The sequence below is a fragment of the Kitasatospora sp. NPDC057198 genome (assembly GCF_042670125.1).
In the GTDB taxonomy this organism is placed as follows: domain Bacteria; phylum Actinomycetota; class Actinomycetes; order Streptomycetales; family Streptomycetaceae; genus Kitasatospora.
The window spans coordinates 12,864-37,919 of sequence record NZ_JBHUWH010000018.1; the positions used below are offsets into that span (position 1 = coordinate 12,864).

19 protein-coding genes are annotated in these 25,056 nt (G+C 73.3%); 3 read left to right on the forward strand and 16 right to left on the reverse strand.

The genetic code is table 11. From position 1 onward, the window contains the following. Nucleotides 1-46 precede the first annotated feature (46 nt). The 8 genes from ACFUEL_RS04045 to ACFUEL_RS04080 form a co-directional block, all read right to left on the reverse strand. Nucleotides 47-550, reverse strand: a complete 504-nt coding sequence (locus tag ACFUEL_RS04045) for an NUDIX domain-containing protein (RefSeq protein WP_380234392.1) — start codon at nt 548-550, stop codon at nt 47-49. Then, entirely contained in the window at nt 547-2,037 is a 1,491-nt protein-coding gene (locus tag ACFUEL_RS04050) for a GNAT family N-acetyltransferase (RefSeq protein WP_380234393.1), read from the reverse strand. Before ACFUEL_RS04050 ends, ACFUEL_RS04045 begins: the two co-directional genes overlap by 4 nt. Further along, nucleotides 2,038-3,282 (reverse strand): hypothetical protein, encoded by a 1,245-nt coding sequence (locus ACFUEL_RS04055; RefSeq protein ID WP_380234394.1) that lies wholly within the window; start codon nt 3,280-3,282, stop codon nt 2,038-2,040. A gap of 5 nt (nt 3,283-3,287) precedes the next feature. After that, nucleotides 3,288-5,372 (reverse strand): methyltransferase, FxLD system, encoded by a 2,085-nt coding sequence (gene fxlM / locus ACFUEL_RS04060; protein WP_380234395.1) that lies wholly within the window; start codon nt 5,370-5,372, stop codon nt 3,288-3,290. 21 nt (nt 5,373-5,393) lie between these two features. Further along, complete coding sequence (locus ACFUEL_RS04065) at nt 5,394-6,647, reverse strand: lanthionine synthetase LanC family protein (protein WP_380234396.1); 1,254 nt, start codon at nt 6,645-6,647, stop codon at nt 5,394-5,396. After that, on the reverse strand, nt 6,644-9,577 hold the full coding sequence (locus ACFUEL_RS04070) for a lantibiotic dehydratase (RefSeq protein WP_380234397.1): 2,934 nt from the start codon (nt 9,575-9,577) through the stop codon (nt 6,644-6,646). Before ACFUEL_RS04070 ends, ACFUEL_RS04065 begins: the two co-directional genes overlap by 4 nt. A gap of 120 nt (nt 9,578-9,697) precedes the next feature. After that, nucleotides 9,698-9,856: an FxLD family lanthipeptide gene (locus tag ACFUEL_RS04075; protein WP_380234398.1), complete on the reverse strand. Its 159-nt coding sequence runs from the start codon at nt 9,854-9,856 to the stop codon at nt 9,698-9,700. A 105-nt stretch (nt 9,857-9,961) separates the two neighbouring features. Next, nucleotides 9,962-10,744 carry a TauD/TfdA family dioxygenase gene (locus tag ACFUEL_RS04080; RefSeq protein ID WP_380234399.1) on the reverse strand — a complete coding sequence of 261 codons (783 nt, stop codon included), beginning with the start codon at nt 10,742-10,744 and terminating at the stop codon, nt 9,962-9,964. Between the two features lie 174 nt (nt 10,745-10,918). Here ACFUEL_RS04080 and ACFUEL_RS04085 point away from each other — a divergent pair, with 174 nt between their 5' ends. Both ACFUEL_RS04085 and ACFUEL_RS04090 read left to right on the forward strand, forming a co-directional pair. Then, nucleotides 10,919-11,356: an NUDIX domain-containing protein gene (locus ACFUEL_RS04085; RefSeq protein WP_380234400.1), complete on the forward strand. Its 438-nt coding sequence runs from the start codon at nt 10,919-10,921 to the stop codon at nt 11,354-11,356. 3 nt (nt 11,357-11,359) lie between these two features. Continuing rightward, a complete protein-coding gene (locus ACFUEL_RS04090; protein WP_380234401.1) occupies nt 11,360-12,517 on the forward strand; it encodes a helix-turn-helix domain-containing protein in 1,158 nt (385 codons plus the stop codon). Between the two features lie 728 nt (nt 12,518-13,245). Here the strand turns inward: ACFUEL_RS04090 and ACFUEL_RS04095 are convergent. The 5 genes from ACFUEL_RS04095 to ACFUEL_RS04115 form a co-directional block, all read right to left on the reverse strand. Then, a complete protein-coding gene (locus tag ACFUEL_RS04095; RefSeq protein WP_380234402.1) occupies nt 13,246-15,162 on the reverse strand; it encodes a glycoside hydrolase family 15 protein in 1,917 nt (638 codons plus the stop codon). Nucleotides 15,163-15,230: 68 nt separating this feature from the next. Next, nucleotides 15,231-16,772, reverse strand: coding sequence for a Mur ligase domain-containing protein (locus ACFUEL_RS04100; RefSeq protein ID WP_380234403.1), 1,542 nt, complete (start codon nt 16,770-16,772; stop codon nt 15,231-15,233). A 71-nt stretch (nt 16,773-16,843) separates the two neighbouring features. Then, nucleotides 16,844-18,208, reverse strand: coding sequence for a glutamine synthetase family protein (locus tag ACFUEL_RS04105; protein WP_380234404.1), 1,365 nt, complete (start codon nt 18,206-18,208; stop codon nt 16,844-16,846). Then, complete coding sequence (locus tag ACFUEL_RS04110) at nt 18,205-19,713, reverse strand: amino acid permease (RefSeq protein ID WP_380234405.1); 1,509 nt, start codon at nt 19,711-19,713, stop codon at nt 18,205-18,207. Before ACFUEL_RS04110 ends, ACFUEL_RS04105 begins: the two co-directional genes overlap by 4 nt. Before the next feature lie 58 nt (nt 19,714-19,771). Beyond that, nucleotides 19,772-20,740 (reverse strand): hypothetical protein, encoded by a 969-nt coding sequence (locus tag ACFUEL_RS04115; protein WP_380234406.1) that lies wholly within the window; start codon nt 20,738-20,740, stop codon nt 19,772-19,774. Nucleotides 20,741-20,998: 258 nt separating this feature from the next. Between ACFUEL_RS04115 and ACFUEL_RS04120 the strand changes: the two genes are divergently transcribed. Beyond that, entirely contained in the window at nt 20,999-22,237 is a 1,239-nt protein-coding gene (locus ACFUEL_RS04120) for a helix-turn-helix transcriptional regulator (protein WP_380234407.1), read from the forward strand. Here the strand turns inward: ACFUEL_RS04120 and ACFUEL_RS04125 are convergent. The 3 genes from ACFUEL_RS04125 to ACFUEL_RS04135 all read right to left on the reverse strand — a co-directional run. Further along, nucleotides 22,227-24,002: a prolyl oligopeptidase family serine peptidase gene (locus tag ACFUEL_RS04125; protein WP_380234408.1), complete on the reverse strand. Its 1,776-nt coding sequence runs from the start codon at nt 24,000-24,002 to the stop codon at nt 22,227-22,229. The two genes, ACFUEL_RS04120 and ACFUEL_RS04125, sit on opposite strands and share 11 nt — an antisense overlap. A 131-nt stretch (nt 24,003-24,133) precedes the next feature. Beyond that, nucleotides 24,134-24,751: a hypothetical protein gene (locus ACFUEL_RS04130; protein WP_380234409.1), complete on the reverse strand. Its 618-nt coding sequence runs from the start codon at nt 24,749-24,751 to the stop codon at nt 24,134-24,136. Further along, on the reverse strand, nt 24,748-25,056 hold a 309-nt coding region (locus ACFUEL_RS04135; protein WP_380234410.1), incomplete at its 5' end, for a DUF6545 domain-containing protein. The genes ACFUEL_RS04135 and ACFUEL_RS04130, both read right to left, overlap by 4 nt.

Consider the following 25,056-nt stretch of genomic DNA (forward strand, 5'->3'; position numbering starts at 1 on the left):
GGTCTCCGAACAGGACGGGTCGGGTGTGCGGCGGGGCAGGCCGGTATCAGCGGACGACGTAGGCGGGCATGCCGGTGCGCGCCGCGTCCAGGACGGCGAGGGTGAGCTCCGCGCGGCGGGGGTCGGTGTGCACGGCCAGTTCGTCGCGGGTCAGGAGGACGACCTCGGTGTGCTCGGCCGGGGCGAGGCGGATCGCGGCGACCTGCTCGGACGTCAGTGTGCCGCCGTGGAAGGCGAATCCGACCTTGGCTGGCCAGCCGCCCCTGGGCTGTTCGAAGACGGTGGCCAGCAGTGGCAGCCGGTCCGGGTCGGGCGGCAGGAGGATGCCGGTCTCCTCGGCGCACTCGCGCACCGCGGTGTGCAGCGGGCTCGGGCCGGTGAACTCGACGTCGCCGCCCGCCCACTGGAGGCCCTTGGCCGGGTCGGTGGCGCGCAGCAGCAGGACGCGGCCGGCCGGGGCGGTGAGCAGGACGCCGGCGGAGGTGCGTTCGATGCCGTCCGCCCGGGACTGGGCGAGCGGGTCGGGCAGCGGGTGGGTGTCGGTGGTCACGGGGTGCTCCAGGCGAGGGGGGTCGGACCGGCCGGGTCCGGGTCGGTGAAGCCGAGGTCGCGGTAGAGCCGCTCGCCGTCCGGGGATGCGGTGAGGCGGACCTGCCCGCAGCCGGCGTCGGCGAGCCACTGCCGGGCGGCGGCGACCACCTGCCGGGCGTGGCCGCGGCGGCGGTGGGCGGGGTCGGTGGCGACGGAGGCGATCACGCCGATGTACGGCGCCCGGCCCGGCCGGGGCAGGCAGTGGTCGTACTGGGCGACCGCGCACGACACCAGCGCGCCAGCGCCAGCGCCGCCGCCGTCGACGACGAACGCCGCGAACCCGCCGGGCCCGGTGAGGCGCTCGCGGAACCAGGCGGCGCAGGTCTGCTTCCAGCCGGGCGGTGTGGCGATGTCCGCGGCGTGCAGCATCACCAGGCGCAGCCGGGCCAGTTCCTCCGCGTCCGCCGCCACCGCGCGGCGCACCGTGCCGCTGACGAGCCGGGCGCGGGGAGCCGGCGGCCGGCCGGCGGCCCGGGTGGCGGCGTGCTCCTGGAGGAGGTGGCGGGTGGAGTCGCGCAGGTGGAGGCGGTGCAGGTCCTCGGGGCGGAACCAGTGGAGCAGGACGCCCTCGCGCAGGTCCGCTTCGTCGGGGTGGCCGTCCCAGTGGGTGGTGAAGATCTGGATCGGGACGGCCAGTCCGTGGCGGTCGGTGGTCCACTCGACGGTCAGCGGCTCGACCTCGCCGAGGCGGATCCCGGGTGCTTCCTCGGCGAGTTCGCGCCGCAGCGTCGCCTCGATCGTCGCGTCGCCGGGCTCGCGGCCGCCGCCGAGCAGGCTGAACTCGCCCGGCGCCCAGATGCCGGGGAAGTTGTCGCGCAGGTGCAGCAGGTAGCGGCCGCCACCGTTGTGGACCAGCGCGGAGGCGTTCACCGGCTCCGGGACGCCGGTCAGGCCCACCGCCAGGAGCTTGGCGCGCAGTTCGGGGGAGGAGACCTCGGCGAGTGGACGCCACTCGGCCCCGGTGACCTCCGCCTCCTGGAGGCTGATGGGTGGCGGTTCGCCGTCGGCGAGGTAGAGGACGAAGCGGAAGTCGTAGTGCTGGTGCGCGCCTTCGCCCTTGTCCGGGTTCGGGTCGATGTCGTTGACGTCGATGTCCACGGGCGCGTCCAGCAGTTGCGGAGCGAGGCAGAGTGCCCCGGGAGGGATCCCGGCCTCCTCGGCAACCTCGCGGACCGCGGTCGCCAGCAGGCTCTGGTCACCGGCTTCGCCGTGACCGCCCGGGCACAGGACCAGGCCGCTGGCCCGGTGGTGGATGTGCAGGACGCGCAGGTCGCGGTTGAGAACGACGCCGCTGCAGGTGACGTGCGCGGGCAGCGTCGCGCGGCCGGTCGGGTCGGGCGTGGTGGCCAGCAGGTCCAGCAGCGGTCGGAGCCGGGCGCGTTCGTCGGGGTGGTGCTGGAGGTAGGCGAGGGTGGTGGCGGTGATCTCCGCGGAGGTGGCAGGCAATCAGGGCTCCGTATCCGGTGTCACGGGATGGTCCGGCCGCACGGGACGGAACGTCAAGTCCCGGTATTTCAAGGCATGTTGGGTGATCGATGAGAGGGGTCGGGGAGTCGATGTTGGGGGATCGGGCGGGCGCCGTTCAAGTGGGTCGCCTCCGGGCGCGCCTGGGTCGAACGGGGCGTTTTCGAGCACTTGGGCGGCGCTGTCCACCGCGGCGTCCAGGGGCTTGCGGGCGCGCTCGGGGAGGCTTCTACTGCCCAGTGCGCAGGCGGCGAGAGCCTGTTCGAGAGCGCCCGCTCGATCTTCGTCCAGGGTGCTGCGGACGGCGGGGTGGGCGAGGAGGTCGCGCAGGGCGTAGCCATCGCCGGATTCACCCGTTCGTATGACGGCGGACCGGACGAGGTGGCAGGCGGCCGGGGTGGCGGGTTCGGTGGCGTCGAGGACGGTGAGGGCGAGGCGGGTGGTGAACACGGCGAGTCCGTCGCCGGGTTCGAGGGCGGTCCACAGGTCGGCGGCGTGTTCGGCGGCGTGCCGGTCGGCGGGGCGGCACAGGGCGGTGAGAGCGGCGGTGACGGCGTTCTCCCAGGGGGCGCCGGGTTCGGTATCGCGCAGGAGGGCGAGGGCGGTGGGGTGGTCGCCGGTGGTGGCGGCGGCGAGGACGGCGGTCTGGCGGCCGTCGAGGATGCGCCGTCCGATGCCGCGGTGCTCCTCGATATGGCGCAGGGCGTCCTGCCAGCGTCCTGCGGCGGTCAAGGCGCGGGTGCCATCGGCGATGACGACCCGCCACAGCCACGCCCGCACTTCGGCACGCTGCTCGTCGGTCTCCGTCAGTGCGGCGGGAACGGTGATGCCGTCCAGGGTGGTCTCGGTAGCAGTGGTGACGGCGCGGTAGAGGTCGAGGAGGAGTTGGTGGCCGTGCTGGTGGCGGCCGACGCGCAGGTGGAGACGGGCGAGGTTGACGATCGGCTCGAGTGCGCGGATGGTGCTCGCCGCGGTCAGAGGGCCGCGGGTGAGGTAGAGCGCGGCGTGGCGGTGGCACAGGGCGCGGGCGTCGTCGGGCAGGTCGAGGTCGGAGGCGAGGAGGGCGGTCTGGTTGAGGACGGTGGAGGCGAGGCCCGCGTCGGCCCGCCGGGCGGCCGTGTCGGCCAGCTCGGTGAGCCGGCCGACACGGGCGTTCAGGGGCAGGCACGCGGGCCGGATCCTGGGGACCAGCGGGAAGCGCTGGGCGGTGGGTCCGCTCGGGTGCACGGCGGCTACTCCCAGGTGATCGTGATCGGGTGGTGCGGGCGCTCCAGGACGAAGCGCCCGGCGGCCGGGTCGGCGGCGGGCGGGGTGTCGGGCAGGGCGATGCGCGGGGTGCGGTCGCGGAAGCCGGTGTCCCAGGTGCGGATCTGCTCGGAGACGAGGTCGGCGAGCGCGGCGTCGTCGGGGCCGTGACCGATCACCCCGGTCTCGTAGGTCTTGCGGCCCTCCGCGGTGGGTTCGCCCGGGCGCAGGGTGAGGTAGGCCAGGGAGCTGCCCTGGACGGTGGCCATGGCACCCCAGCCGAACATCGGGGCGGCGGTGCCGTTCTCGCGGGCGGCGGCGCTGACGGCCATCCTCAGCAGGGAGTTGGGCAAGCTCAGGGCGAGGAAGAGGTCCTGGTACTCGTAGGTGGTGCCGGCGGGGATCGTCACGCCCGTCCAGGTCTCGTAGCGCGGGGTGTCCAGGATGCCGGAGAGCACGGCAGCGTTGGCGTCCTGGTCCTTGTGGACCTGGAGGGTGACGGTGCCGTCCCCGGTGAGGTCGACGGTGCGGCGGGCGTCGTCCATGCTGCCGCGCAGCGGCATGAAGACGGCGAGCTGGTCGTCGACCGACACCCAGCCGTTGGCGGCGCGCTCGAAGGCGACGGTCCGGCTGGCGGTGCCGCGCAGGCGCAGTGGCACCACGATCCGGCCGGTCGGCTTGACCTGCTGCAGCCAGGCGGTGGGCATCTCGCTGGTGCTGACGGTGGCGATGATCCGGTCGAAGGGCGCCTTGCCCGGGTGGCCGAGGGCTCCGTCCCCGAGCAGCGCTTCGACGTTGGCGGCTCCGGCGTCGGCGAGGTGCTTGCTGGCGCCGTCGACCAGGTCCTCGTCGACGTCGACCGTGAACACGCGGCCCTCGCGGCCGACGATGTGCCCGAGGTAGGCGGCGTTGACGCCGGTGCCCGCGCCGGCTTCGAAGATGCGCTCGCCGGGCCGGGCGGCGAGCTGTTCGAGCATCAGGGCGACGATGCCGGGCTGCGAGGCGGCGCTGATCTGCGCGCCGGAGCCGTCCGTCTTGGTGTAGGTCGGGTTGTCGGCGTAGGCGGCCTCCAGGGGGAAGCCGGGCAGGAAGTGCTCGCGGGCCACGGTCCGGAAGGCATCTTCCACCGGGGTGGTGCGGATCGCCTGCTGGTCGAGCAGGCGATCGGTGAGGGCATCGCGCAGCTGATCGGCGGTCGCTGCGGAGGAGCCAGTTTCATCGCTCAGAGTAGTCATTTGGGTGACCTTAGTGGTTGTGCGGATGGTGGTGGCCGAGGGCGCGAGGCCCTCGTCGGACTGGAAGACGGCGCCCAACGCCCTTGTGGCGAGGGCTGCCTGGTGGTCGGTGGGAAGCCCGGCGCGGTTGGCGTGAAAGAGGAGGAGGTGGGCGAGGACGGCGCGCGGCCCGCGGGACAGGCGGCCCTCGCGGGCGAGGCGGGCAAGGTCCTGTCCGGCCTGCTCGAAGGCGTCGACCCAGGCGGCATGGCCGACGAGCGGCGCGTCGTGGCGAGTGAGGGCGCGGGTGTCCAGGCGCATCAGGCGCCCGGCTGCGGCCGCCTGGCGCGCGGCCTGTTTCGGCTCGGCGGGCACGGGAGCATCACGGAGGGCGGCGAACTTGCCCCACACGTCGCCCTGTTCGTACCAGTCCAGGCCGGCGGAGCGGAACATCGCGGAGACCAGGACGGTGATGGTTTCCGCCCGGCCGAGGGCGGGCAGTTCGGGCTTCGCGGCGCGGGTGAGCAGGTGTCGGCTGTCGGCGTGGAAGAGGCGGTGTGCCACTTCCATGCCCTCGGGGCCGCCGAACGCGGCGGTCTCCGGCTCGTAGGCCACGGTGGCCCAGCCCGTGAGGAGCCCTGTCGCGGTGAGGTTGTCCAGGAGCCCGGTGACGACGGGGACGGAGGCCGCGGCGCGGTAGCGCAGCCGCAGCCCGGCCTTGCGCATGTACCACCATCCCTCCAGGTCGCCGGAGTTCTGGGCGAAGGCGAGGACGGGGGCGAGGTGGTGGGCGGCGGTCTGCTCGACGGTGGCGGGGTCGGCGAAGGCGAGGTTGTGCTGGATCCACTGGGCGGTCATCGGTCGTCCTCGGTCAGGAAATCAGGAGATCAGGAGGCAGGCGTCCCAGCCGGTGGCGGTGGGGGTGCCGGTGGCGGGTGCGAGCAGGGCGAGCGCGGTACCGGCGGCCCCTTCCAGCAAGGCGGGGCCCGCCTCGTCGAGCAGGCGCCGGGCCTGCCGGTCGGGGTCGGCGTGCGGCGGGTGGGCCGTGTCGAGCAGGAGCGCAGTGGCGGCCCGCAGCCGGGCGGCGCCCGGCGGGTCGGCGTCGGCAGCCGCACGGTGGGCGATGTGGGCGAGTCCGGCGAAGCCGTGGCAGGCGGACAGATCCGTGGTCGCCGCCAGGGCCGCGGTGTCGGTCAGCGCGGCGGCGAGCGCCTCCTCGGCCGCGCGGCACAGCAGCGGGTCCCCGAGGGCGAGGGCGGCCAACTGCTGGGCACGGGCGACACCGGCGGTGCCGTAGCACCAACTCGGGCGCTGCGCCGACGGTTTGCGTCCAGCGCCGGCGTAGTCGCGGGTGGTCCAGTAGGGCCAGGTGTGGCCGCTGCGCTGGCACTCCAGTCGGGTCAGCACAGTACCGATTGCTTCCCGCTGCCCGTTTACTTCGACGCCGCGGAGCAGGGTGAGGGACAACAGGGCCAGCGGGCCGGTGATGCCGTGGGCGAGGCCGTTGTTGCCGTGTCCGCGGGGGAAGCGCGGGTCGGGTCTGCCCGAAGGCCCGCTGGTGGTCCACCAGCCCGGCAGGAGGTGGCCGTCGTACTTGACGTCCTCGGTGAGGTTCACCAGGCAGGAGAGCACCTCCCGCAAGGCCCGGCCGTCGGGTTCGCGGCGCAGCAGGAGGGAGCCGAGGCCGGCCAGGCCGCGGATGGTGTCGAACTCGGCGAGCGCCGGGAGGTCGCCACGGGACAGGCGGGTACGGGCCTGTGCGCAGCGCCGCAGCGCGTCGTCGGCGACCGCCTGATCGAGGTGGGCGAGGGCGCTTCGGTAGGCGCCGGGGCGGGTGCGAGCGGCGCAGTGGAGGGCATGGGCGAGCGCGGGGGCGCCGTAGTAGAGGTAGCTGTCCGGGCCGCTGGTGACGGGGCCGTTGGCCGCGATGGACAGCCACTGCGCGGCGCTCTCCCAGCGGCCGCGTCCGGTGGCGGCGCGTTCGACGTGCAGCAGGGCGATGCCGGGGGCGCCGTGGGCGAGGGACTGGCGCCAGGAGGGGTGCGCCGTCCAAGCGGCGGGGAGGTCGGCCGGGTCGGTGAGCAGGTCGGCGATCCGGTCGGACAGCTGCAGGGCGGGGTGCGGGGCGTTCACCGGTCACCGTCCCTGGACAGGCGGGCGAGGGCGGTGGCGCGGGCCAGGTGGAGGACGAGCGCTTCGTCGTCGAAGTCGATGCGGTGGGTGCGGACGTAGGAGCAGTGCAGCAGCGACCCAAGAACGTCGTCCGTCCGGACGCCGTGGGTGTGCGGGCCGGGGAAGTGGCGGCGGTAGACGCGAAGGGCCCGGTCCCGGTCCGTCCAGGCGTCGACGACTGCGGCACCGCCGGGCTCGGCTCGCAGGGCGGCGAAGCCGTCGGCGGGATCAGCCAGGCGCACTGCTTCGGTGAACACCGGCCGAGGGACGGAAGTCGGCGCCTGGGCCGGGACGTTGGCGGTCAGCCAGCGCAGCCCGGCAGCGGCGGAGCCGGTGAACCCGGTGACGATGGCGACGGCGTGCGCGGCGAGTAGCGCGTACCGACCGGGCCGCGTAGGGGTGGAGAGGTGGGCGAGGACGGCGGCGGAGTCGGTGCGGAACACCTCCTCGGCGGCGTCCCACGCCGCGCCGTCGCCCCAACGGCCCTTCTCCCGATAGGAAGTGGGGTACACGACCTCGGACAGCAGCCCAGCCTCGTGGAGTTCACCGGCCCAGGTGCTGACGGCGGCCGCGGTCGGGCCGAACGCGGCCGGGTCGGGCAGGGCGATGCGCAGGCGCAGCTGGGGACGCGGGTCGCGGAAGCGGACGAACCACCACTTCGGACGTCCGAGTCGCTCCAGCAGCACCGGCAGGTGCCGGACCAGGACGGTGTTCTGGCGCTCCACGTCCCCGTACAGGGCGGCGAGCAGCACGCGGGAGGTGCCGGGGGCGTCGCCGTGGCCGCGCCGCAGTCGACGGGCGCTGGTCGGTCGGGGCAGGGCCGGCCACAGGACAGAACGGCTGGTGGCGGTGACGGGGAAGACGACCTCGTGGGCCCGGCCACCCGCCCAGCCGAGGTCGGCCGGCTCCGGGGCCTCCGCCAGAACGGCGTGCGGTGCGGCGCGCAGGTGTTCGCGCAGCAGGACGCGGTGGGACGGGTGGTGCAGGTCCAGCGGCAGGCCCTGACTGTCGGCGGCGAGCGTCACGTAGCGGGGTACGCGGTGGCGGTCGGCCCAGGCGGTGAACGCCTGGTCCCACTGCTGGTGCGGCGCGTTGGCGGGCGGGAGTCCGGTGGCGATGAGGCGCCAGGTGGCGGGGGACAGGACGATCCGGCCGCACCGCAGTCGGGGGAGGAACGGCAGGGCGGCGAGGGCACCCCAAGAGAAGCGGGTGGTCTGCGCGCTGTGGGCGCGGGAGAGTTCGGTGATCAGCCGGGCCAGCGGCGGGGTGTGGATGCGCAGGTTCAGCGCGTGGGTGGCGGCGGTCTCGATCCGTACGCCCCGCTCGGGGGCGGCCAGGTACATGCGGCGCCCGTCGCAGCCCACCGCGAGGTCCTCGGGGCCCAGGACGCCCTCGACGCGTGCGCGGTGCTCGCCGAGGCTGATCACCAACTGCCCGGTGGCCAGGCTATGGGCGACGTGCCTGGTCGCCGGATCCAGCGGCGGGAAGGAGAGCTGCGCGCTGACGGTGTCCTCGTCCGTGGTCGGGAGCGCCGCCAGCACCTGGAGGAAAGCATCCCGGTGGACGGGGGCGAGCAGGTGCAGGAACCGGCCGACGGACACGCCCGCCGCCCGCGAGACGGAGGTGACCTCCAACCGGTACTCGCCCCGGTCGAGGGCGTCCGCGCTCCGGGCGTGCAGCCGGGCGAGGACCTCCAGGTGCGGCGGGAACCGGGTCTCGCCCTCGGGCGTGCCGAGGACGTCGAGCGCCCGTTCGTCCAGCACCACCTCCCGGTCGCCCGCCAGCGCCGCGCGCTGTGCGAGGACGGCGAGCGCCTCGTCACGGGCGTCGAACCGCGGCCGTTCGGCCGGCCGGGCACCCGGATAGCCGTCCGGCCAGCCGATACCGCTGTCGGCCACCACGTCCAGCAGCGGCACCAGCGTGCCGCGCCCGTAACGTTCGTAGAAGCGCTGATGATATGCGCGCCAGGCTGCCGCACCCTTCGGGAGCGGACTCAGGCGGGCGAGCAGGCCCGCGGCCCGGGCCGCGTCCTCGGCCACGTTCGTCGGTAGGGCGAGGTCAGCGTCCAGCCGCAGGTCCACCGCTCCTGCCGCGCCGGTGACTTCGGGCACCGGACCGACACCAGCCTGCCCCAGGGCCCGCAGCAGGTGGGCGCGCGGATCGGGTTCCGTTGCCGGGGCGCGCAGCGAACTGACCAGGGCTCCCTGGACGACCAGCTCGCGGAGCAGGCCGGTGACCTGGTCGGCGGACGCGGTCGGGAACTCGGCGGCTGTCTTGTCCGCCAGATCACCGAAGCACACCGGCTGGCGGGCAGCGGCCAGCGCGAGGGCCACCGGCCCGGTGCGGCGCAGCGTACTCTCGGCCGGTACGGCGCGGCCGTCGGGACGGGGCAGGTTGCGGTGCGGGACGACGAGGCGGTCTCCGCGGACCTGGACGGTGTTGTTCGCCACCACCTCCAGTCGGGCCAGCACCTGCGGGTACCGCTCCAGTCGGTCGACCTCCTCGGCGAGCCGGGCTGCGGGCACCCGGGTGCTCCTGCGGTCGCCGGTGCCCCAGTCGGCCCGGGCCGCGCCGCCGACGGCTGCGGCTTGCACACCGGCGAACAGCCCGAACGGCGTCGGACGTCCCTGGGCCCGCAGGACGTAGCGGGCGGTGGACAGCGCAGCGCGCCGCACTCGGTCGGCCGCAGGTCGCTCGGCGGCCAGCAGCTCCGCGACGCTCCGGGCCAGTGCCGGACTGGCCAGTTCGACGGCCTCGGCCAACCGCCCGTCCGCCCACACCTCGCGCAGCCAGCGCTCCTGCTCGTCGCTCGAACTTGTGCTTTTCGCGGTGAGGTCCGGCAGGGTGTGCGCCGGCAGATCGGTCCGGGCGACCGCACGCACGAGGGCCACGGCGGCTGCGCGGTAGGGCGCGGAGAGGGACACGGCGACCTCGATTCGTCGGTGGGGGGTGTGTGGGGTGGTGCCGTCCGTGCACCGAGGGAGTCCCCGGCACACGGACGGCTTGGTGAGTCAGTGCAGGCCGGTGGTGCAGGCGCCGCAGGTGGCACCGCAGCCGTCGTCGGTGAGGACCTGCAGGCTGGCCGCGTCGGTGGTCTCGACGACGGTGACGTCCAGGTCGAAGTCGCCGCCGGTCGTTGCCGGGGCCTGCACGGTGATGCTCTGAGCCATCGGGCTCCTCCTTCGGATCTCCCTTGCGGGACCTGGCGTCGACGCGCAAGGTGCACGCCGCATCACCAGGAGCTTGTGGACGGGGCCGCTCGGCCCCGGGGCAGGTCAGGCCGCGAAGGGCGGTGCGGCGAAGCCCGGTTCGAGCTCCAGCCACCCCGCCGCGGCACCCAGGGCCCGCAGCATCAGCCGCTCGCCCGTGAAGGCGCTGCGGCCGTGCAGGACCCGGTGGTTGTCGACGAGCAGGGCCTGCCCGGGGCGCAGCCGGACGGTGATGGCGTTGCGCTGCAGGGCCTCACGCAACGCGGGCAGGTGCGGCACGACGTCGGGCGAGAACCGGGCGAGGGCGTCCTCGCGGAACCTGACGTGCCAGCGGCCGTCGGCGAGCGGCGCCAAGACCGGGTTGAACCGGCCGTCGGCACCACCGAAGTACGCCGCTCGGGGCGCTCTCAGGGCATCGAGAGCCGCAGACTCCAGCCGCAGGACGTCCCCTAGTACCCGCCATCCGTCGACCAGCACGCTGCTTCCGCCGGCCGTCCCTTCCCGCTGGCAAGCCAGCAGGAGCAGCCGGGGCGGGTCCTGCGCCTGGGTGCAGTCCGTATGCGGGGCCAAGGCGCCCCTGCCGAGCCCCGCGAAGGTCGACCGCCCCGCGATCGAGGCCCCCAGGTCGCGCAGTGCGGTCAGACCGTCGGGACCGCTGTCGCGGTGCCGCACCACCGGGTCCATCAGCAGTTCGGCGGCCACCCGGACCTCCCCCCTCCCATGGAGACCGTCCAGCAGCACCACGCCGTGCTCGCGCAGCCGCTCGGCCACAACACGCGGTACGTGCTCGTTACCGAGATCCGGCAGGGTGAACGGGACGGCGTTGTCCGTCGCAGTGTTCGATGACATGAGGATCCCCCTGAGCGGACAGGCGAGATGGGTGACGACAACTGTCACCGCCTGTGCGCTGTACGTAAAGTGACAAACTGTCACGTCGTGATCATGGGCTTTCCGGGTTTCCCACCCGGGTCGAGCTGTTAGCGTCGAAGCGCCCCTGCCCGACCGACCAGCACGGAAGAAGGCATGACCGCCCCTCCCCAGCAGCCGTACGTGCCCGCCCGGTTCCCGATCTCCGTCAAGGGCGTCGTCGTCGACGGCAGCGGCCGCGTGCTGCTGCTGAAGAACGAGCGCGAGGAGTGGGAACTGCCCGGCGGCAAGCTCGAAGGCACCGAGACCCCCGTCGAGCGCGTCGAGACCGAGATCCACGAGGAGTGCGGCCTGCGCGCCACCGCCGACCAGCTCCTGGACGTGTGGATGTACGAGCCGCTGCCCGGCCGGCAGGTCTTCATCGTCACCTACGGCTGTACCCTCACCGCCGACGACCGCGACCGCGCACCGGTCGTCAGCCACGAGCACAAGGAAGCCGGACGCTTCCAGCGCGACGAGATCGACGCCCTCACCATGCCCCAGGGCTACAAGGACTCCATCGCCCGCTGGTACCAGCACCTCGACCGGGTGTAGCCGATGCCCCCGCCGCCTGTTGCCCCGGCCGCCGACGGAATCCGCTGGCACTGGACGACACCCAGGGCCCAGAGCGCCCTGCGCCGCCGCGACCTGCCGGAGATCCTCCAGCTCTACTGCGAGATCAACAACCTGACCCAGCAGGACCTCGCCGACCTGCTCGGCTACTCCCGCAGCTACATCTCCCGCATCCAGACCGGATCGCGCACCATCACCGACACCCGCTCCCTGCTCGCCCTCGCCGAGCGCCTCGGCCTGCCGCCGCACTGCCTCGGCGTCACCGACGAAGCCGACGGAGACCACCGCCTCGTGATCCACCTCGCCGAGAGCGTCCTGCGCCTGGCCGAGATCGCCCGCCAGTCCGGCCAGGCCACCACCGCAGTGGCCGAACTCTGGCCCCTGGTTGCCCGTCTGGAAGCCCGCGTCGCCGACGGCCACACCGACCTCGACCTCCTGCGCCTGCTTGCCCAGGCCCGTACCAGCCTCGGCGTCGCCCTCGGCCACGTCCTGCCCGAGGAACGCCTCGCCGCCGCGGCCCGCTGGACCGGCAAGGGACTCGCCGTCGCCCGCCGCCTCGACGACCCGGCACTCCACGCCCACGCCCTGCGCCACCACGGCAACGAACTGCGCAAGTCCGGCCTGCACACCCGCGCCCTCGACCGCCTCCACCAAGCCCGCGACCTCGCCCCCACACCCGCCGCCCGCGCCGAAGCCGTCGTCCTGCTGGCCCGCGCTGCCGGAACAGCCGGCCGGGCGGACGTCTTCGACGATGCCGTCGATGAAGGCCGGCGCCTCCTCGACCAGACCGCCCCGACCCCGCTCTTCTCCGCCTTCACCTTCCACGAGGTCCACCTGCGCGGACTGCTCGGCACCGCCCGCGTCCACGACGCCGCCCACCTGCTCGACCACGCCCCCAACCCGGGCCTCAATGCCAGCACCCAGTGGCGGATCATCTCCGCCATTACCGCAGGCCAGGTTCTGCTGCGCCGCGGCGACCAGGCGGGCGCACGGGAACAGCTCCAGGCGGCCGTCGACGGTGCCTCCGCCCACCGGCTGCCGCACCAACTCCAGCGGATCCTGCGCGCCAGCACCGCCCTTCCCGACGTCCGGGACAGCGCCGAAGCCTCCCTGCAGCACCTGCGGACCGCCATAGCGGCATGACGGAATACCTCGGGGCCGATCCAGCCTCCGGCGGTGCTCAGCCTGGCGCTCGCATCGGACTGGCCGAGCGGGCGTCAGTGGCGGACGGCGTTCACCTAGCGGCCCAGCACTTCCTGCAGGGCGTCGAGGTCTCAGGTGGTCGTGGTGGGGAGATGGTCGGACAGGGCCCGGGTGGTGGGGGTGTTGACGGTCTCGGCCGCGAGGATGGCGGGCAGCAGTTCGGCCATGTGTAGGCGCGGTCGACAGGGCTGAGGCCGGCAGGCGGGCAGTCCTTGGCGGACACGTGCTGGCGGTCCTTGTCCGGGCCGTGGAGGTTGGTGGGCAGGGCGTCGTCGTCCTCAGTGAGGCCCGCGCGATCCCGGCGAGCAGGACCAGGGCGTCATCGGCTCGACCTTCGCGTACCAGCAGAGCCACGGCCCTGCCCTGCGGTGCCAGCGCTTGCCGTGCCGCTTCGGCGCTCAGCGGTCGGTGCGCGGCGCGCAGCTGGGTGTGCTCCGCGCACAGCTTGATGGCCTCCGGCAGGCGGCCGAGGCCGGCCAGCAGCACGGGGGCGAAGCCGAGGACGACTTCGGCGGCGATCACGGCGCCCTTCTTGGAGGCGCGGTGGGTGCGGGTGAGCAGGGAGGTAACCCGTCGGTTCAGCGGCCGTGCCTCCTGCACGGTCCGCGGGGCCAGGGGGAGGTGGGCGAGCACGGCGGCCACCGGCGCGCCGGGGGTGAACGGTGCGCTCACGATGCGGCCTCCGAGAGAACCAGTTCCCGCTCGGCGGTGGGCTGTTCGGCGCCTTGGAGCATGAGGAGGGCACCGAGGAGTGCTTCGTGGCTCATGCCCTGCGGGTAGTTGCCCTGGTGGCGCAGGGTGTCGGGGTCGCACTCCTCGGGCAGCAGGCCCAGGTCGTTGCGGACGCTCAGCAGTGCCTCGATGCTCGCGCGGGCCCCCGCGGTGTCGCCGGTGGTGGCGCGAGCGGAGGCGAGCCATCCTGTGCAGGGGAGGAAGACGCCCTCCCGGCCGGGCAGGCCGTCGATGTTCACCCCGTTCTCGTGGGTGGGGTAGCGCTCGACGAGGCCGAAGGGGCCTGCGCCGAGTTCGCGGGCGACGGCTTCGACGGTGCCGACGGCGAGCGGGTCGTCGGGGGCCAGGAGGCCGGTGGTGACGGCGTGCAGGACGGAGGCGTCCAGATCGGTGCCGCCGCAGACCTGGGTGAGGGTGCCCTGCTGCGGGTCGGTGCCGGCCTCCCGCACCGTGATCCGCACGTACGCCGCCAGGACCTCCAAGCGCTGGGCGGTTGGCAGGTGGGCGCCGTAGCGGCGCAGCAGCTTCACCGCGCGGTCCAGAGCGGTCCAGCACCAGATCCGGGAGGAGGTGTAGTGCTGCGGCTTGCCGCGGCTCTCCCATATCCCGCAGTCGAGCAGGTGCCACGTCCGCTCGACCTGGAGGGCGAGCCGGAGCGCGTACTCGACCACGTCGGGGCCGCCGGGCAGGCCGTGCAGCTCCATCTGCCACAAGGTGTCGAGGAGTTCGCCGGGGACGTCGAGCTGGAGCTGGCCGTCGGCGCCGTTGCCAATACGGACGGGGCGGGCCACGCCGAGGTGGCCGGGCAGGTGGTCCAGGGTCCGCTCGGTGGTGTCGGTAGAGCCGTTGAGTCGGTAGAGCGGGTGCAGGGAGGCGGGGGCGGTGCGGGTGAGGATCCACTCGCGCCAGGCCAGGGCCTCCTCGACGAACCCGTACCCGAGGAAGGCGCGGACGTACCAGGCGGTGTCGCGCGGCCAGAAGAACCGGTAGTCCCAGGTACGCCAGTCCGTCTCCTCGTCCGGCACGGTGGTGCCGGGCAGAGCACGCAGGAGGCGTTCGGGCAGGCTGGTGGTGGGGGCGGCGACGAACGCCCCGGTGGAGAGGTCCTGCAGGGCCTTGAGGGTGACAAGGGAGCGCAGCGCGGCATCCCGGTAGGGGCCGGTGTAGGTGCAGGTCCTTGCCCAGTTCTTCCACCAGGCCAGGGTGGCGGCCAGTTCACGGCCGGTCGGCATCTCCGGCACTGGGTCGCCGGCGGCGCACCAGGTCAGGGCGAACACCTGCTGCTGGCCGGAGTGGAGGATCTGCTCGGCATAGTGGCGGCCGTAGAGGTTGAAGTGGAAGGGGCCGTCGAGCCAGTAGGTGTCGGCGCCGTCGGCGAACTGGATGCGCGGGATGCCGTAGGCGACGGGGCGGGGGAGGGGGGTGTTGGCGCCGTAGCCGGGCCGCACCGCGATCTCGGAGGCGACGGTGACGGTACCCTCGGTGCACGCGGCGATCCGTATCAGCTGCGCGGGCGCGTAGCCGGTGGCGTCGGGCGCGACCAGGAAGTCGGTGATGGTGAGCGTGCCGCTGGCGGTGTGCCAGGTCTGCTCCAGCACCGTGCTGTTGCCCACGTAGCGCCGCTGGTCGGCGGTCGGCGGCGCGGTGTCGAGCGCGGCGGGTCCGATGCGCCAGAAGCCGTGGCGCTGGGGGGTGTTGCTGAGCAGGGCGGTGAACACGGAGGGCGAGTCGAAGCCGGGCAGGCACATCCAGTCGATCGCGCCGTCGGACGTGCTCAGGGCGGCGGTGCGGCAGTTGCCGAGGAGGGCGTGGTCCTCGATGCGGGCCGGGGACGCGGTGGTGCGGGTGGGCATGAAAGGTCCTGACTTGGGCGGGAGTTGGTGTCGGTGATTCGGTCAGCGCCAGCAGACGGAACGGTTGGTCAGGGGGTGGCGTCGAGGAGGGCGAGCAGGCGCTCGGCGACGGCGGGCGCCCGGTGGGTGCCGATGACCAGGACCACGTCGCCGTCCTTCGCGTGGCCGGCGACGATCTCCTCGGCGCTCGGTGAGCTCGGGCCGGTGCGGACGGTGTGCACCCGCTCGGCGGGCAGGCTCTTGCGGGCCGCCGCCGCTACCGCCTCCAGCGGGTCCTCGACGTCGAGGACGGGCAGCCCTGCGGCCACCGGCAGCAGCACGGCGCGGTGGCCGTGGCTCAGCGCGGCGCCCAAGGAGTGGGCCTGGGCGAGGGTGCGGGTGTAGCCGTCCGGCTCCAGCACCGCGATCACCTTCCCCCGGCCGGCGATCTCACGGGCGGCCTGCAGGTCGCGGGCGACCTCGGAGACGTGGCGGGCCCGCGAGCGCACCACGGTAATGCCGCGCCGGGTGCCCAGGCGCTGCATCGACCCCTCGACGCCGCCGAAGCGCGCCAGGCGCTGGGCGACGGCGTCGGGGTCCTCGCCCAGGACGAGGGCGGTGGCCACCGCGCAAGTCGCCGTCACTGCGTGGTGCAGACCGGTCGCGGGCACCACCGAACGGAACTTGGTCTTCCCGTAGCGCAGTTCCGCCCAGTAGCCGCCGCCGTCGACCCTCTCCAGCTCCATGATCCGCACGCCGCAGCGGGAGGAGTACCCGACGGTGACCACCTCCGGGCCCGGCCGGTCGGCCAGCCGTTCGCGCAAGAACGTGAGCGGCTTGTTCCACCACGCGATGTCCGGGACGACGACGGTGCTCGCGGTGCGGGCCTGGTGCTCGGCCATCGCCAGCGCCGCGGGCAGGTCCTCGTGGTGCGGCGCGTTGGGGTCGATGGCGGTGATCAGCATCGCGGCGGGAGCCGGAGTGGGACGGGCCAGGGCACCGGGGGGAAGGTAGGCCGGGGAGGCGGGGACGGTCTCGTGGGTGGCGGTGTCGGGCGAGAGGTCGACGACCAGGCGGGCCGCGCCATGATGACCGGCCGGAGCGTCGGGGGCAGGGGTGTTGAGGATCCAGCCGGTGCGGCCGTCGTCGAGGAGGTGGGTGAGCGCGGCCGAGGCCGTTGCGGTGCTGTGGCTGCCCCACACCGCTGCCAGCCCGCTGCCGCCGCCGAACCCGGCGCAGGCCAGCGCGAGGGCGTGGGTGCGGGCGAGCACCGGGACGCGGTGCGAGAGGGCCGCATCCAGTTCGGGGTGCGATCGGGCGACGGCCCGCGACCACACCATCGCGCTCAACTCGCCGACCTCGGCCTCCGCCAGCTGGCCCTGCACGTTCACCCCGGCGGCCCGGAGCCGGCCCGCGACGTGCCCACCCACCTCGTCGAGGTGGGCACTGCCGCTCACCCGCGCGCTGCGCCCGGCCAGGTGCAGGGCCAGGCCCTCCATACCCGCTTCGGTGATGCCGACCAGGTGCACCGCCGACAGGACAGCGGGAAGGCCGGCGGGGCCGGGCTCCGTGCCGACGGCGGCGGTAGGCGTTGCGGTGGTGGCCATGCTGCTCTCCAACGTGCTGAACATGCCGAACAGGGGAAGGGAGGGTGGGTCCGGCCCGGCCGGGCCGTCGGGGAGGTGCGCGGCCGGGCCGGTGCTCAGGACTGGGCGAAGCCGCGGGCGATCTCGGCCGGGCTCACCAGCGGGGCGTGATGGTCCAGTTCGAGGCGGGCGAGAGCGGCCAGGTGCGCGACTACCTGCACGCCGAACTGTTCGGCCACCGCCGGGTCCGTCTCGAACTCCCGCACCGCCGAGGCGAGATCGCGCGGCAGACGCCACGCCTTCGCGTCCTGGTAGGAGTCGCCGCGGGCGGGCTCGGGCGGTACCAGGCCGCCCGCGATGCCGTGCCGGATACCGGCGAGGGCCGCGGCCACCGCGAGGTACGGATTGGCGTCCGCGCCCGGCACCCGCACCTCCACGCGCCGGCCGCTGCCGTGGCCGACCACCCGCACCGCGCAGGAGCGGTTGTCCCACCCCCACGTCGCCCGCCTCGGCGCGAAGCCGTGGTCGCGGGCCAGGCGCCGGTAGGAGTTGACCGTCGGCGCCCACAACGGCCCGGTCACCGGCAGCACGTCCAGCAGCCCCGCGACCGCCTGCCGGCCCGTCTCGGACAGCAGGTCCTCACCGCCGCCGGGGGCGAACACCGCCTCGTCGCCGTGCAGTCGGTGCAGCGACAGGTGCAGGTGCAGGCCCGAGCCGGTGCCGGTGACCGGGGCCGCCATGAACAGCGCGGACATCCCGTGCCGCTCGGCCACCGCCTTCGCCGCCATCTTGAGCAGCAGGTGCTGCTCGCACGCCCGCGCCACCGGCCCGTGGGGGAAGGTGACCTCCACCTGGCCCGGCGCGCCCTCCAGCTTCAGCGCCTCCACCGGCAGACCCGCCTCCGCGAGCACCCGCCGCAGCTCCCGCAGGAAGGCGGCGACGTTCCCCGGCAGGTCGAGCGCGTAGTCCAGGTGGCCGACCGTAGTCGGCCGCGGGCGCCATCCCGAGCGCTCGGCGTCCCGCTCACTGCCCTCGACCAGCACGAACTCCGTCTCCAGCCCGACCATCGGAGTCAGGCCCGTCCCGAGGAGTCCGGCCGCCTGCTGGGCGAGGACGCCCGCTGGGGACAGGGGGTGCGGACGGCCGTCCTGCAGCGGCGTCGCCCACACCAGGGCGGTGCCCGGCAGCCACGGCAGGAGCCGCGCCCGCTCCACGTGCCAGTCCAGTTCGATGTCGCCGAACCCGGACTCCCACGACCACGTCCCGCGCTCGGCGGGCGTCATGCCCAGGTCCGTGCCCAGCAGGTAGCCGCACACCTCGCTGGAGACCGGCTCCCGCTCCAGGCGCGCCCGTAGGGTGCCGGCGTCGAACAGCTTGCCCTTCATCCGGCCCTGTACGTCCGCCACCGCGACCATCACCGAGTCGACGCCGCCACCGTCGATCAGGTCCACCAGCGGGCCCTCGGACCCCGGCGTGTTCACAGGACCTTCTCGGACAGCTCGACCAGCTCGGCCGACTGCTGCACGGGCGGCGCGTAGTCGTACCGGCCCCGCCGCCGCCACCACAGCGCCGCCAAAGCCAGCGCCGCAACGGCCGCGACGGGCGCGTAGTTGAACGTGGATACGTTCACCGGGTAGGACTGCGGCAGGCACACCAGCACCGTCACCAGCGCCACCCAGCCCACCGCGACCCAGCCGACCAGACGCCCCCGGCGGCCCAGGTTCCACGGGCCGGGCCGGAACAGGCTTCCCTTGCGCAGCCGCAGGTAGACCGGCAGCGCGTACGACGGTGTCATGCCCACGATATTGATGGCGGTCACGGCCCCGTAGGCGACCGGCGACCACAGCGACGGCAGCGCCAGGACGAACGCCGCAACCACCGACAACCACACCCCCGCCACCGGCGTACCGGTGCGCTCCGAGACCCGGCTCCACACCTCGGATCCGGGCAGCCCCTTGTCCCGCGCGAACGCGAACACCATCCGGGAGCTGGCCGCGGTCTCCGCGTTGCCGCAGAACAGCTGCGCCACGATCACCACCAGCAGCAGCGCCTTCGCCCCGGCCGGGCCGAGCGCGTCGAGGAAGATCTGCGCAGGCGGCACGCCCGTCGGGGAGTTGAGGACGGCGTCGTAGTCGCCGATGGCGAGCAGCATGCCGGCGAGCAGTACCGCGCCCGCGATCCAGGACACCCAGATCGAGCGGACGATCCCCCTCGGCGCCGCGATGGACGCCTTCGTGGTCTCTTCCGACATGTGCGCGCTCGCGTCGTACCCGGAGAAGGTGTACTGCGCCAGCAGCAGGCCGAGCGCGCTGACGTAGACCGGGTTGCTCCAGCCGGTGTTGTTGACGAATTGCGTCATCAGCCAGCCGGTGCTGCGGTGGTGGTCCGGCACCACGGCCAGTGCCCCGACGATCAGCGCGACACCGCCGAGATGCCACCAGACCGAGACGGAGTTGAGCACCGACACCAGCCGCACGCCCCGCAGGTTCAGCCCCGCGTGCAGCAGCAGGATCACCGCGAAGATGCCCAACAGGCCCAGCGCCGTCGGCTCGTAGCCGAACTGCATGTTCAGCAGCGCGCCGACGAAACTGGCGGCGCCGTAGTCGATGCCGCAGATCCCGCCGATCAAGCCGAGGAGGTTCAGCCAGCCGACCAGGAACCCCCAGCGGGGGCCGCCAAGGGCGTGCGCCATGTAGAACAGCGCGCCGCTGGTGGGGTAGGCGGAGGTGACCTCGGCCAGCGCGGCGCCGACGAACAGCACCATCGCTCCGACGCCAATCCAGCCCCAGAACATCACCGTCGGACCGCCGGCGTTCAGGCCGAACGCGAACATCGTCATGCAGCCGGACAGGATGCTGATCACGGAGAAGGAGCTGGCGAAGTTGCCGAACTCGCCCATCCGTCTCGACAGCTTGGGCTCGTAGCCGAGCCGCCGCAGGTGCTCCTCGTCGCTCTGGAGCGACGGCGCGGCATGGGCAGGAGACATGGTGAGACAACCTCCGTACGGAGAGAAGAAGAGGACGAAAGGGAGAACAGGAAGTGGGTCAGGCGAACGCCGTCGCGCGGCCCGCAAACGCCTGCTGCCGGGCGGTCAGCAACAGTTCCTCGCCCTGCGCGGGCGAGTCCGCGACGTGGGACCAGGGCACCCGAGACGCGAACTGCCCGAGGGCCTTGAACACCTCAACAGCCGCGCCCATCTGCGCCGATGCCCACAGGGCGTGCGCGAGGTGGCTGAGGTCCGCCACCGGCCACGCCCCGGGCTCCGCCGCCGACCAGTTCTCGTAGGCGCGCTGGGTGTGGGAGACGTGCGGCTCCCGCCGCCACTGCCCGCGCGTCACCGCGTCCCGGACCGACGTGCTCCGGTACTGGTCGACGGCCGCGTACAGGGGAAGAGCCACCAGCGGCGAACCGGACGGTGCCCCCGTCGCCACGGTGTGCACGAAGTCGAGAGCCGCAGCACGGCTGCGCTGCCGCCAGTACCGGTACACCCGGTGGTGCGCTTCCCGGCTCCCGGGGGCGCGGCGCAGCGCACCGTCGAGCAGTTCCCACGGGCCGGGCGGCAGCATCGGGTCGCCCGACCGCACCCGGTGCTCGGGCCGGTGCTGGCCGTGGTCCAGCTCGGCCAGGGCGAGCAGGCACATCCACGGAACCGGATCGGAAGGATCCTCCGCGGCTGCAGCCCAGCACGCCTCCCGGGCCTCCCGCTCCAACTGCCCGGCCTGCCTCTTCGCTTCCTTGGCGGCGAGCAGAGCGTGCTCGACCAGCACCCGCAGCCGGAGGATGCGGAGCCCCGTGGCCGTCGGGTTCTCACGGGCCCAGGCGGCGAGCACCGTCGATCGCGCGGCGGCCAGGGCCAGCACCTGTGTCCGGGATGCCCACGAGTTCGACGGCCGTTCCGTCCTCGCCAACAGCCGCTCCGTCGACAACCACCGTCCGGCCAGCAGGTCGTCCACCGCCGTGCGGAGCGGTTCGTCGAACCCGGCGGGGTGGTACAGCAGTCGAGAAGCGAGCACGGTAATCGCCTCCAATAGTTCATGTCCATGACATAGATGAGATCGGTTCGATTCGCGGAGGCCGACACCCGCGGCCGGAACTGGTGGACGCACATCCGCCCCTGCCTGCCGCTGACTTGCCCGGAACCGGGTGCGAGTACAGAGAATCAGCCGCGAACTGGGCTTGAACAGGTCAGACTTGGGGACATCCGTGGGACACCTCTGGGACATCGCACCGTTGAGCTGCGGTTCTTCGGGAGTGAGTTTGGGAGTTCGCCGATGAATGACCCCTCGCCGCTGGCGGCGCGACGCAGGATGATCGGCTACGCCCAGCAGGACGCCGCCAGGGAAGCTGGGGTCGACCGCCGGACCTGGGGGCGCTGGGAGCGGGGCGAAGCCACCCCCTACGCCCACCAACTGCCCCGTCTCGCAGCCGTCCTGAAGATCAGCGTCGAGGAACTCGACGTCCTCCTCAACCGGGCACTCGGCAGCGACCGGCTTCCTGGTCCGACGCCTGCGGCACCTTCGCTGGACGACCTCGACACCGCGGTCGCCGACTGGGCCGGGCTGTCACCGAGCACCGAACCCGTACGGGCCTTGTGGGTCACGGAACAGGACCTGGCGATGGCCGGTCAGGCGCTCGCCACGTTCCGGCAGCTCGACCACACCTACGGCGCCCGGCAGAATGCCGGGCAGGTCGCCGACTACATCGAGCGACAGCTCCACGAGCTCCAGCAGCGTCCGGCGGCGAGTCCCGAGATCGCGAGTCGGAGAGCGCTGCTGACGGCCGAGTTCTGCGAGCTGGCGGGCTACCAGGCCGTCGACAACGGCGAGCCTGAGAAGGCCCAGAGGTACTACCGGCGTGCCCTGCACCTGGCCTCGGCGACCGGAGACCGGCCCTACGGGGCCTACCTGACAGCGGTCAACCTGGGCCACCTGGCACTGCACTGCGGGCAGCCCGAGACGGCATTGCGTTGGGCCTCGGCGGCCAGGACCGCGGCGGGTACCGCCGCGAGCCCGTTCACCAGGGCCGCGATCGCGGCGGTGGTCGCCCGGGCCAATGCACGCCTCCAACGGGAGCACGAGGCAACCAAGTTGATCCTGGAGGCCGAGAAGCTGCTCGACCGTGGCGATGCGGACGAACCCGACTGGATCCGCTACTTCACCCACCCGTATCTCGCAGACGAGGTGGCCCACTGCCTCCACGACCTGGGCAGACCACCGGCCGCACGCAGCCAGCTGGTGGACGCCCTGCACGGGGTGGGTCCGGACCGGGTGCGGCGGCGCGCGATCGACGCGGCCCTGCTCGCCACCACCTGGCTCGCCTCGGGCGACCTCGACCAGGCGTGTGCGGCGGGCACCGAGGCCGTCGAGTACGCCGCGCGTACCGGGTCGGGCCGCTGCGTCACCCGCGTCACCGACGTACTGGACGCGCTCCGGCCGCACGCCGACCACCCCACGGTGCGCGAACTCCTGGAGTTCACCGAAGCGGTCCTTCCCGCTGCGCTCACCGGGTGAGGGCGGGCACCACCGTTCGGTAGAAACGGAGTTCGGCGGCCAGCGCGGAGGCCCGGTGCCGGGGATCGGACAGGTAGTGGTCGCCACCGTCCAGCAGCAGCGTCTCACCAGCACCGCGTGCGGCGAGGGCGGCGCCGAACTCCATGGCGTCCTCGGCGGAGGTGATGGTGTCGTCCGAACCGTGGATCACGAGCACCGGGCACCGCACCCGCTCCGGGTGAACCGCACCGGCGGGGCCCCGCAGGGCAGCGGCGTGCGGCTGCTGCCACGCCGGAACGGATTGCTCCCACCGCTCCGGGGCGATGATCGCCGACACGGCGGTCGCGGCGACGAACGGGCCGGGGCGGCAGGCGGATTGGAGCGCCGTGTACCCGCCGGCGCTCGCTCCGCTGATGAAGACCGCATCGGCCCGGGCCGTTCCCTTCGTGACGAGCTGCTCGGCGACGGCCGCGCAGTCGTCCACGTCCAACTCTCCCCAGTGGCCGTTCAGCTGTTCTCGGAACGCCCTGCCGCGGCCGGTGCTCCCGCGGTAGAGGGGTTCCGCGACCGCGAAGCCGTGGCTGACGAAGTACTGCACCGACCAGTCCAGCCGGAGGGGCACCCCGTCGGTGGGACCCGGGTGCGCGTGGACCAGCGTCGGCACCGGCCCTGCGGCGTGGGGAAGGTGGAGCAGGTAGCGCACCTCGACCCCGGCCACCAGGACGGACTCCACCGAGGGCAGGCACATGGGCCTGGGGTCCGGCGTCGGCACCGGGGGAGACGCCGGGAAAGGGACGGCATCGGAACCGTCGCCAAGGTCGCACGTCCAGAGCGCCGGAGCGCTCGTCGGCGTGGACCCGATGACGACCACGCTGCTGTCCAGGACAGCCAGGTACGGCTTCACCGAGCTGAGGTCGGCCCCGATGCGCCGTCGTCGGCCGTCACCGCCCACTACGAGCAGCTCGCTGCTGATGCCGTCCGTGACCGTCAGGACGGTCTCGCCGGAAGGCAGCAGCGCGTAGGACCGGTAGCCGCCCTCCCACGGAGCCGGCGCGCAGTCGGCGTCGAGGGGAGCTACGGCTTCGACCTCGCCGGTGTCGGCGAGGCAGTAGAGGTTCCACCACCCCGTACGGTCCGATAGGAAGTGCAGCTGACCGTCCGGCCCCCACGTCGGCTGCACCACGGATTCGGTGGGCCCGCCCGCGACCGGGAACGGGAGGTGCCTAGCACCTGTCTGCGTGATCATCAGCCGAGTGCCGTCCCACGGCATCCGATTGCGGTCCCACTCCAGGAAGGCCAGCCGGTCGCCCGCCGCGCGTGGATGCCCCAGGAAGCCGGAAGAGCCGACGACTACCTCCACCCGGCCGTCCTCTGCGACGGCGACGATCTCGTCCTGCTCGGCGTTGCCACGGACTGCGAGCAGCCGCCCGTCCGGCCCCGGCGTCAGGTCACCGTACGCCCAACCGTCGCCCTCCAGCAGCACGGTGGGATCGTCACCGAGTGGTTGGAGGAGGAGCGAGTCGCCCGGGCCGAGAAACCAGACCGTTCCCTCGGCGACGGCGAAGCTGCCGCCTCCGTAGGCGTGGAGCGAGCCGCCCACGGCCAGGCCGGGCGGCGTGACCGGGGTTGCAGGACCGGCTGGTGAAGACCGGACGAGCCGTTTCGTGCCACCGTGATCCGGATCGGACTCCAGCCACCAGAGGAAACCGCCGGCTGCCACCAGCTCATCGCGGGCAACCGTGGCCCTAGCCGCGGCTTCGGGCAGTATCCCGCCATCCTCGATCATGCCGTCCTGGTCCTCTCGGGCCACCGTCCCTGGCAGCTCGTAGGCTACCCGGAAGGCGGCCCCAGTCGGTCAAGGCCACGGCTCTGTGGTCGAGGTCGCACACGTTGTTGGCGCCGAGCTGGCTCGGCGGCTCAGCGCAGCAGCACGAAGACCAGAGCAGCGACGCCGCCGAGGGCGGTGCCGGCCAGGATCTGCGCGAGAGTGTGGGCTTTGAGGACCGTGCGGGACCAGCCGATCGCCGCGGCACCCAGCGCGGTGAGCAGCATCCACGGGCCGAGGGCGAGCACCAGGATCATGACGGTGCCGCCCGCGACGCTGTTGTGGACAGAGATCTGCCAGCCGACGGTGACCAGGAGGGTGGAGACCAGTCCGACGAGCATCGCGACGACGAGTGCGGACACGTCGGCGGGGGCGTTGAGGGCGTAGAGCAGGGTGATGCCGGTGACGACCGAGACCAGGCTGAGGGCCATCGGCAGGATGCGCTGGCGGCGAACGCGGATGTGCTTGTCGGTGAGGCCGCCGCGCTTCACGCCGAGCAGGACGATGCCGATCGGGATGATGCCGCAGAAGAGTGCGGCCAGCAGTCCCCAGCCGAGGCCGGACCAGGAGTGGGTGCTGTGCCAGCCGATCAGCAGCAGGAGTGCGACGACGAGGTTGGCCGGGGCGAGGACGTCCGTGATGATCCGTGCGGCCTTCTGGCGGGGCGTGCTGTCGGCGAAGGCGGGCGGGGTGGGCGGTTGGAACGTCACGGGGTGGCTCCGGCGGGGGCGGTCAGGCGCGCGAGGTGGGCGCGGGCGAAGGTGGCGGCGAGGTCGGAGAAGTAGACGTCCGACAGGGTGAGGAGGAGGTCGGCCTCGGTGTCGAGGTCGGCCCCGGAGCGTACGGGTGCTTCGAGGTGCCCGTTCCGGGCGTGCCCGGTGACCTGGGCCTCGCGGGCGGCCCGCAGCCAGCACGCTTCGGCCGCGGTGGTGGCTGCGAGGCCGGCGAGCCCGGCCTCCTCCACGTGGTCGGCCGCACGCAGCCGCATCGGGACGGTGGCGGCGCCGTTCAGGAC